11 protein-coding genes and 1 pseudogene are annotated in these 12,451 nt (G+C 66.9%); 11 read left to right on the top strand and 1 reads right to left on the bottom strand.

The window, feature by feature from the left end:
• The first annotated feature begins 144 nt into the window (after positions 1 to 144).
• Positions 145 to 2,226, top strand: a complete 2,082-nt coding sequence (locus AC07M7_RS17375; RefSeq protein ID WP_495207915.1) for a gluconolaconase — start codon at positions 145 to 147, stop codon at positions 2,224 to 2,226.
• Here AC07M7_RS17375 and AC07M7_RS17370 read toward each other — a convergent pair.
• Positions 2,204 to 2,611 carry a YciI family protein gene (locus tag AC07M7_RS17370; RefSeq protein ID WP_049449291.1) on the bottom strand — a complete coding sequence of 136 codons (408 nt, stop codon included), beginning with the start codon at positions 2,609 to 2,611 and terminating at the stop codon, positions 2,204 to 2,206. The two genes, AC07M7_RS17375 and AC07M7_RS17370, sit on opposite strands and share 23 nt — an antisense overlap.
• A 648-nt stretch (positions 2,612 to 3,259) precedes the next feature.
• Here AC07M7_RS17370 and AC07M7_RS17365 point away from each other — a divergent pair.
• The 10 genes and pseudogenes from AC07M7_RS17365 to AC07M7_RS17320 all read left to right on the top strand — a co-directional run.
• Positions 3,260 to 3,673: a YciI family protein gene (locus AC07M7_RS17365; RefSeq protein ID WP_049424778.1), complete on the top strand. Its 414-nt coding sequence runs from the start codon at positions 3,260 to 3,262 to the stop codon at positions 3,671 to 3,673.
• Between the two features lie 68 nt (positions 3,674 to 3,741).
• Complete coding sequence (locus AC07M7_RS17360; RefSeq protein WP_495207914.1) at positions 3,742 to 4,164, top strand: VOC family protein; 423 nt, start codon at positions 3,742 to 3,744, stop codon at positions 4,162 to 4,164.
• A 34-nt stretch (positions 4,165 to 4,198) separates the two neighbouring features.
• On the top strand, positions 4,199 to 4,609 hold the full coding sequence (locus tag AC07M7_RS17355) for a VOC family protein (protein ID WP_253077892.1): 411 nt from the start codon (positions 4,199 to 4,201) through the stop codon (positions 4,607 to 4,609).
• A 24-nt stretch (positions 4,610 to 4,633) separates the two neighbouring features.
• The gene (locus AC07M7_RS17350) at positions 4,634 to 4,990 is read left to right on the top strand and encodes a DUF1428 domain-containing protein (RefSeq protein ID WP_032128771.1); all 357 of its coding nucleotides are present in this window, start codon (positions 4,634 to 4,636) and stop codon (positions 4,988 to 4,990) included.
• A 45-nt stretch (positions 4,991 to 5,035) separates the two neighbouring features.
• Positions 5,036 to 6,298, top strand: coding sequence for an RNA polymerase sigma factor (locus tag AC07M7_RS17345; protein WP_495207913.1), 1,263 nt, complete (start codon positions 5,036 to 5,038; stop codon positions 6,296 to 6,298).
• Between the two features lie 107 nt (positions 6,299 to 6,405).
• Positions 6,406 to 7,602: a hypothetical protein gene (locus AC07M7_RS17340; protein WP_495207912.1), complete on the top strand. Its 1,197-nt coding sequence runs from the start codon at positions 6,406 to 6,408 to the stop codon at positions 7,600 to 7,602.
• Complete coding sequence (locus AC07M7_RS17335; RefSeq protein ID WP_136639237.1) at positions 7,593 to 8,693, top strand: hypothetical protein; 1,101 nt, start codon at positions 7,593 to 7,595, stop codon at positions 8,691 to 8,693. Before AC07M7_RS17340 ends, AC07M7_RS17335 begins: the two co-directional genes overlap by 10 nt.
• Before the next feature lie 134 nt (positions 8,694 to 8,827).
• Positions 8,828 to 9,517 (top strand): hypothetical protein, encoded by a 690-nt coding sequence (locus AC07M7_RS17330; RefSeq protein ID WP_136639238.1) that lies wholly within the window; start codon positions 8,828 to 8,830, stop codon positions 9,515 to 9,517.
• 16 nt (positions 9,518 to 9,533) lie between these two features.
• A complete protein-coding gene (locus tag AC07M7_RS17325) occupies positions 9,534 to 11,183 on the top strand; it encodes a CsgG/HfaB family protein (protein WP_495207911.1) in 1,650 nt (549 codons plus the stop codon).
• A gap of 381 nt (positions 11,184 to 11,564) precedes the next feature.
• A pseudogene (locus tag AC07M7_RS17320) lies at positions 11,565 to 12,451 on the top strand (peptidase M20); the annotation flags it as partial.

Below are 12,451 nucleotides of genomic sequence, written 5' to 3'. Positions count from 1 at the left end.
AGCATTGAACCTGCTGCAGCCAGCGAGGACAAGCGCGATGGATGGAACTCTGGCGATCAGGAGTACGTTTGGCCATGGCGGATCGCGCGCGCAGCGTCTATCGTCGGTGCCTCTTCAGATTGCAGGCAGAGGCAACGCAGCACGATGGCACGGTGGCAATGGATGGCGGCGGGGGTCGCGTTGGCAACGGCGGTGGCATTGGCCGCGACCTGGTGGGATTCACCGCTGCAGACCTTGGCTGAACCGGCAGGCCCGGCGCCCACGCCGCTGGCCTGGACCGCACAGATCGAGATGCTGGCCGGCGATGGTCATCCCGGTGACCGCGATGGTGCGTCTGCGCAGGCCCGCTTCGCCGATCCCCATGCGTTGCTGCGCAGTGCCGACGGCAGCATCTACTTCACCGATGCCGGCGACAACAACCGCATCCGCCGCCGCCTGCCGGATGGCCGCATCGAGACCGTGGCCGGGCAGGGCGAGGGGCGCATCGACGGCCCTGCACTGCAGGCCAGTTTCAATACGCCCTCGGGCATCGCCGCCGATGCGCAGGGCAACCTGTATGTGGCCGACACCGGCAACCACGCGATCCGCCGTATCGGCACCGATGGCCAGGTGACCACGCTGGCCGGTGGCGAGCAGGGTTACGCCGATGGGCCGGCCGCGCAAGCGCGCTTCGATGCACCGATGGGCATCGCGGTGGACGCGCAGGGCCAGGTCTATGTGGCCGACACCTTCAACGACCGCATCCGGATGATCGGTACCGACGGCAACGTGCGTACCCTGGCCGGCGGCGAGCGCCCGGGGTTGGCCGATGGCCTGGGCGTCGCGGCGCGCTTCGATACGCCGGTGGCGCTGGCCTTCGATGCCCATGGCGCGCTGCTGGTGGCCGACCTGTTCAACAACGCGGTGCGTCGCGTCGGTGCCGATGGCACGGTCAGCACGCTGCTGGGCGATGGCGGCGTGATCAATGGGCCGCTGTCGCTGGCCACCACGCACGATGGCGTGCTCTACGTGGGTGACCTTGATGGCCGCATCGTGCAGGTAACACCGCAGGGCCACCAGATCGCACTGGTGGGCAACGGCCGCCTGCCGCGCCTGGCCCGGCCCAGCGGTCTGGCGATGGATGCCGACGGCAGTGTGCTGGTCGCCGATTCCGCCAGCTATCGCCTGCACCGCCTGCGCCCGCTGCCAGTGGGTGATTTGCCGGCACCGGCGCTGGTCGGGCCCGCTGCCGATGCAGCGTTGCCGGACACCGGTGGTCGCTGGCCATTGGCACCGCAGGACGGCTGGCATGAAGTGGTCGGCACGCTGGGCGAGGTGCGCGGCAACTTCAAGGGCGAGAGCCGCCACCACCTGCACGGCGGTTTCGATGTGCGCGGCGATGTCGGCCAGACCGTGTTGGCGATCGCCGATGGCAAGATCAGCAGCCCGGTAGCGGCGTGGAGCCTGGGGGGGCAGGCCGAGGGCCTGGCAGTGGACCGCCTCAAGTACATCCACATGCGGGTCGGCCGCACCCCGCGCGACCAGCCGTTCGATGCGCGCTGGCAGGCGCTGTACGACGAACAGGGCAAGCTGGAGCGCATGCGGGTGCGTCGCGGCACGCGCATCCACGTCGGCGATCGCCTGGGCAGCATCAACAACCAGGCGCACGTGCACCTGGCGGTGGGCACCGGCGGCTTCGAAACCAACGCCGTGGCGCTGGGCTTCCATAACTACGCCGACCACTTCGCACCGCGCATCACCGATGTCGCGCTGCTGGACGACAACGACCAGCCGCTGGCGGCGGGCAGCGACGGCGTGGTGATGCTGGCGCGGCAGGGACGTGGCGTGCAGATCGTGGTCGAGGCTTGGGACCAGGTTGACAACAACCTGCCGCGGCGCCGGCTGGGCATGTACCAGGTGGGCTACCAGATCCTCGATGCCGGCGGACAGCCGCTGCAGGGCTATGAGCAGCCGCGCTGGAACATCGTGTTCAACCGCATGCCGCCGCAGAACGAAGCGGTGCGCGTGGCCTATGCGCCGGACAGCGGCATCACCGTGCATGGCAGTGCGGTAACCCGCTTCCGCTACCTGGCCACCAACACCGTGCGTGATGGCCTGATGGAAACCGGGCGCTGGCAGCCGGCGGCATTGCCACCGGGCGAGTACACCGTGCGCGCCAGCGTGCGCGACTACAGCGGCAACGAAGGCGTGGGTCCGCGCGAGATCAGAGTACGGCTGCTGCCATAGCCGCAGCCGGGGCGCCGCAGCGTTCGCGCTCGGCGTCCATGTCTTCCAGCGGCCGCACTTCGATGCTGCCGAAGCGCGCCCACGGGAAGTCGCGGGCGACGCGCATGGCTTCGTCGCGGTCGCGGGCGACGATCAGGTTGAAACCGGCCAGCAGTTCGCGGGTCTCGGCGAACGGGCCATCCAATACACGGCTGTGGCCATCGCGCACGCGCAGGGTCTGCGCGGTGTCGACCGGCTGCAGCTTCTGCGCGGCAAGCAGCGTGCCTTCGGCCTGCAGCTTGTCTGCGTGGGCCAGGCAGTCACGCATCAGCGCGTTGAATTCTTCGGTGGGCAGGGCCTGGAGCAGGGCAGGCTCGATGTAGATCAGAAGCAGGTACTGCTGCATGGCACGGTCCTGGCGGGGGCGGGGTGTCCATGATGGCGCAGGTTTGCCTGCGGGCATGCTGCAGCGCGAAAAGCCGCCTGCGGCGGGCGATCGGCGAACGGCGGAGCCCCTCCGTGGTGGGTGGGTTGGTCGCTGAAAGCTCGGGTTCTTGGATTTGGCCGGGTGGGGAGGCAGGGCAGGGGGCGCTGCAAGTACGTCCATGTAAGCTCGGTCGCCGCATCCATGCGGCTCACGCCCCTGCCCTGCCTCCCCACCCGGCCTTGGACAGATCTCTGCGGCTGACCCACCACGGAAAATCACAAACAAGAGCAAAAGCGGGTCGCCTCGCTCGCAAAGCCGAGGCCGCCGGCCAACCGCCGTTGCCGTTGCCTTTGCTTCTGCCTTTTTTCTTGATCTTCCCGTGGCGGCCAAGCCCCATGGACGGGTTCACGGCGTCCCCGCCAATCCCACCCGCCCGGACCACCCACAGGAAACCAGCTTCCAGCGACAAACCCACCCACCACGGAGGGGCTCCGCCGTTCGCCGACCTCCGCCGAAGGCGCGCTTTCCACGGAAGAAATAATTTTCAGAGGACGTGTCGATTTCCAGCCCCCTGGTTCGTTGTACCCAGTGAAGGGCACGCACCACGCGTCCCCACGGGAGACCGCAATGAAAGTGATGGTGATCGTGAAGGCCAACGCCGACTCCGAAGCCGGCCGCATGCCCAGCGAACAGGAACTGTCCGAAATGGGCGCCTTCAACGAACAACTGGTGGCCGCCGGCATCATGCTGGCCGGTGAAGGCCTGCACGCCACCCAGCGCGGTCGCCGCATTCATTTCGGCAGTGGCGCGCCCAAGGTCGAGGCCGGTCCGTTTGGCCCCGCCAGCGAGCAGATCGCCGGCTTCTGGCTGTGGGACGTGCGTTCGCTGGATGAGGCTGTCGAGTGGGCCAGCCGCGCGCCGTTCAACAGTGGCGGCACGCTGGAGCTGCGCCCGCTGATCTCCGCCGAGGATTTCGGCGAGGCCTTCACCCCCGAATTACAGCAGCAGGAACAGCGTCTGCGTGCGCAGCTGGAAGGTTGACCCGATTCATTTCCCCCGCCGGGCATGGCCCGGCGCTACCACCCTGAAACCCACGACGGAGCATTGCCATGAAATTGATTCCCTTCCTCGGCTTCAGCGGCCAGGCCCATGAGGCGATGGCGTTCTATGCCAAGGCACTCGGTGGCCAGGTCACCTCGGAAATGAAGTACCGCGACATGCCGCCCTCCGATGGCTCGCCGGGCTGCAACGAGATGTCGCCGGAAACCCTGGACCACGTCGCGCACAGCCAGCTGGAAATCGGCAGTGCCATCGTGATGGCGGCCGACGGTCCCGGTGGTGGCGAGGGTGGTTCGACCACCATCAATGTCGACGTCGACAGCATCGAAGAAGCCGAACGCGTGTTCGCGGCGCTGGCCGAAGGTGGCCAGGTGCAGATGCCGATCGCTGAAACGTTCTGGGCGCATCGCTGGGGCATGCTGATCGATCGCTACGGCAAGCCGTGGATGGTCAACTGCATGAAGCAGCCGTGATTCCTGCCTCTTTCATCCACAAGGAGCTTCACCGATGAGTGCACCGCAACCGCAGATGATCTTCGTCAACCTGCCCGTGCAGGATCTGAACGCGTCCAAGGCCTTCTTCGCCGCACTGGGCTACAGCTTCAACCCGACCTTCACCAACGACGATGCGGCCTGCATGGTCGTCAGCGACAGCATCTTCGTGATGCTGCTGACCCAGCCGTTCTTCAGGCAGTTCACCAACAAGGCGATTGCCGATGCGCACAGCCACACCGAGGTGATCACCTGCCTGTCGGCCGACAGCCGCAAGGCGGTGGACGTGATGGTGGACAAGGCGCTCGCGGCGGGTGCCAGCGAACCGCAGCCGGCGCGCGACTACGGCTTCATGTACCAGCGCGGCTTCCAGGACCTGGACGGCCATCTCTGGGAAATCGCACACATGGACGGCGAGCCGGGCTGACGGCCGCCGCAAGGGAGAACCCTCATGGCTTACGTGGATGCTTACGTGCTGCCGTGCCCACAGGACAAGGTGGCGGCCTACCGCCGCCTTGCCCGCAAGGCCGGTGCGGTGTGGAAGGACCATGGAGCGCTGCAGTACATGGAATGCGTGGCTGACGATGTGGAACCGGGAAAGAGCACGTCGTTTCCGCGTGCGGTCAAGGCCAAGCCTGGCGAAACAGTGATCGTCGCCTTCGTGGTGTTCCGTTCGCGCGCGGCGCGCGACCGTATCAACGCGAAAGTAATGGCGGACCCGCGGCTGGCATCGCTGGGCCCGAAGGACATGCCGTTCGATACCAAGCGCATGTTCTGGGGCGGCTTCAAGCCGATTGTTGAAGCGTGAGCTGCGGCGCTTGTGCGGGCCCGGTGCGCGTGCTGTGATCGGCGCATGCTCGAGCCCGCACTGACGCAGCGTCTGGAAACCCTCTGGCGGATGGAATCGCCGGTGTTGATCGCGCGCCTGGCGCGGCTGCTCGCGGGCGATGTCGGCCGCGCCGAGGAGCTGGCCCAGGACACCTGGCTGGCCGCGCTGGAGCGCTGGCCGGAGCAGGGCATCCCGGACAACCCCGGAGCCTGGCTGATGACCACTGCGCGCAACCGTGCCATTGATGTGCTGCGCCAGCACCAGCGGGTGGCGCAGCAGCATGCGCAATGGGGCGAGGAGCTGCATCCGGTACCCTTGCCGGCACCGGATGACAGCCAGGCGCTGGAAGATGATCTGGGTGACGACCTGCTGCGGCTGATGTTCGTGGCCTGCCATCCGGTGTTGCCGGCTGACGCACGGGTGGCGTTGACCCTGCGCCTGCTTGGTGGCCTGACCACCGTGGAGATCGCGCGCGCGTTCCTGCAGCCCGAGCCGACCATCGCGCAGCGCATCGTTCGTGCCAAGCGCACGCTGGCGCAGAAGCAGGTGCCCTATGAAGTGCCGCGCACGGAGGCGATGCCCGAGCGGCTGGGGTCGGTGCTGGAGGCGATCTACCTGGTGTTCAACGAAGGCTATGCGGCCAGTGCCGGTGACGACTGGATGCGTCCGGCGCTGTGCGAGGAGGCACTGCGGCTTGCGCGCATCCTGGCGCACCGGCTGCCGGTGCCGCCGGTGCTGGGCCTGCTGGCGCTGATGGAGCTGCAGGCCTCGCGTGCCGCAGCACGGACCGATGCGCACGGCGCGCCGGTGCTGCTGGATCAGCAGAACCGTGCGCGCTGGGATTGGCTGCAGATCGAGCGCGGGCAGCAGGTACTGGCACGCGCGCTGGCAGCCGGTGGTGGCGATGATCCCTATGTGCTGCAGGCACGCATCGCGGCATGCCATGCGGCTTCGCGCCACGCCGAAGCCACGGACTGGCCGCGTATCGTCTCGCTTTATACACAGTTGCTGCAGGTGCAGCCTTCGCCGGTTGTCGCATTGAACCGGGTAGTGGCGGTGCTGCGCTGCGAAGATGCCTTCGCTGCATGGGCACAGTTGCAGCCGTTGCTGGACGATGCGCGCCTGCGCGATTACGCACCGTTGCAGGTGGTGCGTGGCGAGGTACTACAGTCGTTGGGGCGCGAGCACGACGCACGTCACGCTTTTGCGGAAGCCGCCAGACTCAGCCAGAACCAGGCAGAGCGCGGACTGCTGCGGCAAAGGGCCGGTCTGCCCTCTGTGGAGTGACCCCGACGAAGGCAGCACTTGTCGGCGGGCGCGCGAGCCGTTATGTTTCGCGCCCAGTGGACGCATGCGCGTCTGCTTTCCGTGCGTATTGACCGAGGAGCGGTTGGATGTATTCAAGGACGAAGAGCGCATCGCGCGCTTTTGCGCGTCTGCTTGCCTGTGCCCTGTGCGTGGCCGTATGGCCGATGGCCGTGCAGGCCGCAGACAAATCGCAGCAGGCCTACTGGGCCGGTTTTGCCTATACCGCCGATGCCGCAGCCGTGCAGGCGACCACGCCGCATGCGCACGCGGTGCTGGAAAAGCGCGGCCTGATTCCACTCAACCAGACCCTGGTGCAGGCGCTCAAGCGCCGTGCGCCGGCCCACCTGGAGTTGATCGATCAGCCGGTCGCGATGCTCGACGGCACCACAAGCGCCACCGTGCTGGCCGCAGCACTGGATCGGGAGCTGGTGTCGGTCGAACCGATCGGCAACCAGTACAAGGTGCTGGTCGAGGTGGCGCTGCAGGCGCTGTTCTTCGACTTCCGCGAGCGCCAGGTGATCGCTTCCTATCCGCTCACCCTGCAGCGCATCGACGTGCAGGACTACCGTCCTGACAGCGACGATATCGACGCGATCGTCGCTGATCTGCTGTATGGCAACGCCAGCACCAGCCTGTCGCAGGTCCTTGCGGCCAGCCTGGCCCAGGCCAAGCTGCCGGATGCTGCGGTGCGCCGCCTGCAGGTGGGCGGTGTGACCCTGTCCGATGCAGTGCGGGCCAAGTTGCCGGACGCGAAGTGGGAAGCGCCGCTGCGCGCCACCCTGGCCCATGAACTGTCCAAGACGCTGTCGTCCAACACCGGTGTCGGCCTGCTGCCGCCGGCCTCGGGCCAGGCGATCGGTGGTGCAATGGCTGCACGCTTTGCCGACGGCAAGGTCTACCAGCTGAAGATTCCCGAGCCGGACTACGTCATCAACGTGCAGGTCGATGCGCTGAAGAACGGCGTCATCGAAGAAACCGCGGCGATGAAGACGATGCTGTTCGGCGCCTTCTTCACCGCCAAGGTGACCGAGCCGTTCTCCGGCAAGGTCTATTTCGAACAACCGCTGCGCAAGGGTGCCACCAAGGTGGTGCCGGTCACGCAGTGGCAGGTTGACCAGTGGTCGGCCAGCTACGAAACCCTGCTGGCCGGCTTTGATGCCTTCGCCGGCGCCGCCGCCAAGCGTGCCGATTCGCGCGCCTGGCTGGACGAGCAGAAGCCGGGCGGCCGCCCGTTGCAGCAGCAGACCCAAGCCCTCCAGGAGTTGATCAAGTCATGTCGTTGATGCGTACCATCCTGCTGTTCCTCATCGCCCTGGCGGTGGCCTCGCCGGTCGCCGCGCAGACCGCCAGCTCGCGTGGTACCGGTTCGGCCAGCTACAGCCTGCGCCTGAGTGCCGACACCCGCGCCCAGGCCATGAACAAGGCCAAGGTCAATGCGCTGGAGGCGTACATCGCTGAAACCGGTGCGGCCAAGCTGCGCCTGTTCGAAGCCCGTCGCGCCGAGTTCATCGGCGAGATCGACCGCTACGTGCTCAGCGCCGTGCAGCTGTCGGACACCGAAGACAAGAAGGCCAAGACCTACAGCGTCACCGTCCGCGCAGAGATCAATACCACCCTGCTGCAGACCAAGCTGGATGCTGGCTCGGCCGTTGCTGGCGCCACCGCTGCGCAGCGCTCGCTGTTGACCTTCCTGTTCATGGCACGCTCGCAGGACACCGTGCAGTCGTTCCAGGACAAGGAATACCGCCGCACCGACGTCAGCTCCAGCTACAACGAGAACACCCGTGAAGGCGACAGCTTCCGTGGCAACTCGGTCAGCACCAACGGCAGCATCAACCAGAATGCGTCGATGTCGGTCACCAGCGGCGGCAGCACCACCCAGCGCAGCGACAACATCAGTTGGAAGGTGGCCAATGCCGCCGAGGTCAACACCGCGATGACCGGTGCCTTCAGCGCCGCCGGCTACGAAGTGGTCGAAGCCGAATACGTGGAAGGCGAGTCGCGTGGCCTGCTGAGCATTGAACGCATCCGCAAGGATTTCAGCACTGGCAACGATCTGTCTGCGGCCACTCTGCGTGACACCGCCAACGGCATCCGTGCAGCCAACATCCCGTACATCGCCGTCGGCACCCTCGACGTCGGCATGCGCGACCGCGACCCGGCCAGTGGCAACACCCGCGTGTTCGTTACCGTCACCGGCAAGGTGCTGGACGTGACCGGGCGCTTCCCGCGCACCGTGTCGTCGGTGGGTCCGGTGCAGTTCTCCGGTACCGGTCCGAATGAAACGGTGGCCCGCACCAATGCCCTGCAGCTGGCCGCCGAGAAGGCTGCCCAGCAGATGATCAACGAGCTGAACGTCAAGGCGGTTCGTTGACGTTACCGCTGCGCTCGCCGGGCATTGCCCGGCGCTACCGGCTCTGGTGGGTGCCGCGCTTGCTCGGCACTGACCCGCTGCAATACCCGTTCTTGCGCGCCGCAGTGCGGCCGTCTCTCCCAAAGGAATCTCACATGATCCGTACCACTGCTCTCACCCTGGCCATCGCGGCTGCGACCCTGTCGATGCCGGCCCACGCCCAGTTCGGCAAGCTGAAGGACCTGGCCGGCGCCGCTACCGGCACCTCCAGCAGCAGCGCCTCCAGCGCCGCCGCTCCGGACGAAGCCGCGCAGGAAGCGCTGGTGCGTCGTTTCGTCAGCTCGCAGTCGCACTCGCTGCAGGCCCAGACCTCGTTCGCCCGCGCCTTCGGCCTGGCCGAGCAGGTGCAGCTGCTGGAAGCGGAGCGCCAGGCGCTGTCGTCCGGTTCGGTCAGCGTCGATGCCATGAAGAAGTCGGTGTCGGTCAGCGAAGCCGCCCAGGCGGCGATCAATGAGCGCCAGGCCGCACAGCCGGAACTGAACGCTGAGTCCAAGCAGCACTACGCCGAAGGCCTGGTCTCGCTGCTGTCTTCAGCCGCTGAAGCGCAGAAGCTGGGTGGCGAAGCCAGCAGCTTCACCGCCGGCATGAAGAACCTGGGCGCGACCCAGCTGGCCACCGTCGGCCGCAAGCTGGCTGCCGGTGCATGGGTGGCCAAGGAATCGCCGGGCTTCATCAAGGGCCTGTACGGCTCGTCGAAGCAGGCGCTGACCTTCGCCAAGCAGAGCAAGGTGAAGGTGCCGTCCAACGCCGACTCGATGCTGGGCCAGCTGGACAAGATGGGCTGATCCGAGGCGAATCTCCATGCGTATGACTACCCGTTTGATCGGCCTGGGCCTGGCCGCCACGCTGCTTGCAGCGTGCGGCAAGCAGGACGCCCCGGCCGCCGCGCCTGCCAAGGACAAGGCAACCAGTGCACTGGCCAGCAATGCGCCAGTGGAAGCAGCGCCGCTGCGTGGCACGCCGGATTTCGGCGGTACCACCCAGGTCGCGCGTGAAGCCGACGGCATCGGCAGCACCCCGGAACTGGCGGTGCTGGCGGCATTGCAGTCGGCGGTGGCGCAGGTCAACGGCGAACGCGTGGCCAGCCAGATGCAGAGCCTGCGTGCAGGCCTGCATGTGGATGTGGATGGCGAACACGTCGGCGATATCCGCGCCGACGCGTTCACCCAGCAGATGATCGCCGGCTCGCAGGGCGCAGTGCTGGGCTATGAAATCCTGTCGCAGGATGAAGTGCGTCAGCTTGACGAGGAAACCATCGCCCGCGTGCGTGCCAGCGATGAAGGCTGGAGCTTCAGGGGCTCGGCCTCGGCCAGCGCTTCCGGCGAAGCCTCGGCCAAGGGCGGTTCGGCGTCGGCCAGCGTCAAGCAGAGCTATGACGAGAAGGTCAACGTCGATGCCAAGCGTGGCGCCAGCTCCTACGATTCCGATGTGACCCATCGCAGCATGCGCAGCTACTGGAAGGTGCGCGTGCGCGCACAGATCGCCCAGTACCGCGCACCGGACGAGCAGGGAAAGCCGAAGATCGTGGTCGCCCTGCCGCGCACCAAGGCCGGCAGCTATGCCGTCGGCGACGGCCGCGTGGACGCGGACGAAGTGGCCGATGCGATCCGCGCACGCCTGTCCGACACACTGACCCAGACCCAGCGTTTCATCGTGCTGGATCGCGAGTTCGGCGACGAACTGCAGGCCGAGATCGACCACATCAACAGTGGCAACGTGCGTCTGCAGGACACCGCTCGCGTCGGCCAGCAGCTGGCAACCGACCTGATCCTGATCCCGACCATCGAACGCTTCGAGTACCCGCGCAGCGTGCGCAACCTGCGCATGTCCGACCGCCAGGTGACCTCGTACTCCGGTGGCGGCCGCATCACCCTGCGTCTGATCAACGCCACCACCGGCCAGGTGGTGATGTCCGACAGCTTCGATCATCAGCTGGCCTCGACCGGTCCGAGCACCCTGCCGCGCGTGGTCAATGGCCGCAACATGGCCGCGGCGATGATGGAATCGCTGTCCGGCCAGATCGGCACCACCATCGTCACCACGCTGTTCCCGGTGTCGGTGGTTTCGGTGGACGGAGACCAGGTGGTGCTGAGCCAGGGCGGTGACACCGTGCAGGCCGGCCAGCGCTGGCAGGCCGTGCGCCTGGGCGAAGAACTGAAGGACCCGCAGACCGGCCGCTCGCTGGGCCGCAGCGAGCACCCGTGCTGCACCATCCGCATCGACCGCGTCGCCGCACAGACCTCCTACGGCACCATCGAAGACGGCGTCGACGCCATGCGCGGCGGCTTCCGTCCGGGCCAGATCGAACTGCGCCAGAAGCTGGGCAGCAAGCCGGCTGCCGCCGCTGCTGGCGGCGCGACTGCCTCGGCTGCGCCGGCCGCCGCTGCACGCCCGGCCGCCAAGCCGAAGCCCAAGCCTGCCGCCGCCCCGGCCGAAGACCCGAACTGGTAACACGCCAAGGCAGCACACAGATGGGGTCAGAGCCCTTTCCCGCCGGGAAAGGGATCTGACCCCTTCTTGTTTTCGTCCGTGTCGACCAAGGTCGACACCTACCAACAGCGGTGTGTCGACGAAGGTCGACACCCACCAACAGCAGCGGAAACCTGTCGAAGGCGGGGTGGGTCCGGTTGCGGGGGTGTCCGCGGCATGGATGCCGCGGCCAAGCCCCCAGGGAAGGGTTTACGGCGTCCCCCGCAACCGGACCCACCCCGCCATCCCACGGAATGCCGCTGTTGCTTCGGCTGTTGCTGTTGCCCTGGCTTCGGCAGGTGCAGGGCGCAGCCCTGCCGAATCCCATTACACTCCAGAAGGATTTCCCTGCTGGAGAGAACAATGAAACGAGCAGTACTGGGCCTGCTGGCCCTGTCAGTGTCGAGCGCACTGATGGCGGCCACCCCGAAATTCGATGGCGCGCGGATCTCCGCCGACGTCAAGGAACTGGCCTCCGACGCCTATGAAGGCCGCTCGCCGGCCACCGCCGGCGAAGAGAAGACCGTCGCCTATCTCAGCAAGCAGTTCGCCGACGCCGGCCTGCAGCCGGGCGGCGATCTCAAGGACGGCAAGCGCCTGTGGACCCAGGCGGTGCCGCTGCGCAAGGGCGACATCGTCGGCGCACCGCAGCTGGCGCTGCACCAGGGTGGCAAGACCGTGCCGCTTGAGCAGGGCAAGCAGATTGCCGTGCGCGCTGCCATGAACGGCGCCAGCAACGTTGACATCAGCAAGGTCCCCCTGGTGTTCCTCGGCTACGGCGTGAAGGCGCCGGAACGCAACTGGGACGACTTCAAGGGCGTGGACCTGAAGGGCAAGATCGCCGTCGTGCTGATCAACGACCCGGACTTCGAAACCGGCCAAGGTGATTTCGGCGGCAAGGGCATGACCTACTACGGCCGTTGGACCTACAAGTACGAAGAGGGAGCACGCCAGGGCGCGTTGGGTGTGCTGATCGTGCACGAGACCGCACCGGCTTCCTATGGCTGGGCCACCGTGGCCGGCTCCAACACCAACACCATGTTCGACGTGGTGCGCGACAACCCGGCCGAGAGCCATCCGCTACTGGAAGGCTGGATCCAGCGCGACCTGGCCGTGGAGCTGTTCCGTTCGGCCGGGCAGGATTTCGAAGCGCTGAAGAAGAAGGCGCAGCAGCGTGACTTCACGCCGGTGCCGCTGACCGGTGCCAGCCTGGATGCGAAGTACGCGGTGAAGACCGAAGTGATCACCTC

It is taken from the genome of Stenotrophomonas sp. GW821-FHT09E08, assembly GCF_059416125.1.
This window is presented reverse-complemented; position numbering and strand designations above follow the sequence as displayed.

Bases quoted from the DNA above. Each gene is read 5' to 3' on its own strand.
- AC07M7_RS17375 (WP_495207915.1), top strand. From the start codon at position 145: ATGGCACGGTGGCAATGGATGGCGGCGGGGGTCGCGTTGGCAACGGCG.
- AC07M7_RS17370 (WP_049449291.1), bottom strand. From the start codon at position 2,611: ATGCAGCAGTACCTGCTTCTGATCTACATCGAGCCTGCCCTGCTCCAG.
- AC07M7_RS17365 (WP_049424778.1), top strand. From the start codon at position 3,260: ATGAAAGTGATGGTGATCGTGAAGGCCAACGCCGACTCCGAAGCCGGC.
- AC07M7_RS17360 (WP_495207914.1), top strand. From the start codon at position 3,742: ATGAAATTGATTCCCTTCCTCGGCTTCAGCGGCCAGGCCCATGAGGCG.
- AC07M7_RS17355 (WP_253077892.1), top strand. From the start codon at position 4,199: ATGAGTGCACCGCAACCGCAGATGATCTTCGTCAACCTGCCCGTGCAG.
- AC07M7_RS17350 (WP_032128771.1), top strand. From the start codon at position 4,634: ATGGCTTACGTGGATGCTTACGTGCTGCCGTGCCCACAGGACAAGGTG.
- AC07M7_RS17345 (WP_495207913.1), top strand. From the start codon at position 5,036: ATGCTCGAGCCCGCACTGACGCAGCGTCTGGAAACCCTCTGGCGGATG.
- AC07M7_RS17340 (WP_495207912.1), top strand. From the start codon at position 6,406: ATGTATTCAAGGACGAAGAGCGCATCGCGCGCTTTTGCGCGTCTGCTT.
- AC07M7_RS17335 (WP_136639237.1), top strand. From the start codon at position 7,593: ATGTCGTTGATGCGTACCATCCTGCTGTTCCTCATCGCCCTGGCGGTG.
- AC07M7_RS17330 (WP_136639238.1), top strand. From the start codon at position 8,828: ATGATCCGTACCACTGCTCTCACCCTGGCCATCGCGGCTGCGACCCTG.
- AC07M7_RS17325 (WP_495207911.1), top strand. From the start codon at position 9,534: ATGCGTATGACTACCCGTTTGATCGGCCTGGGCCTGGCCGCCACGCTG.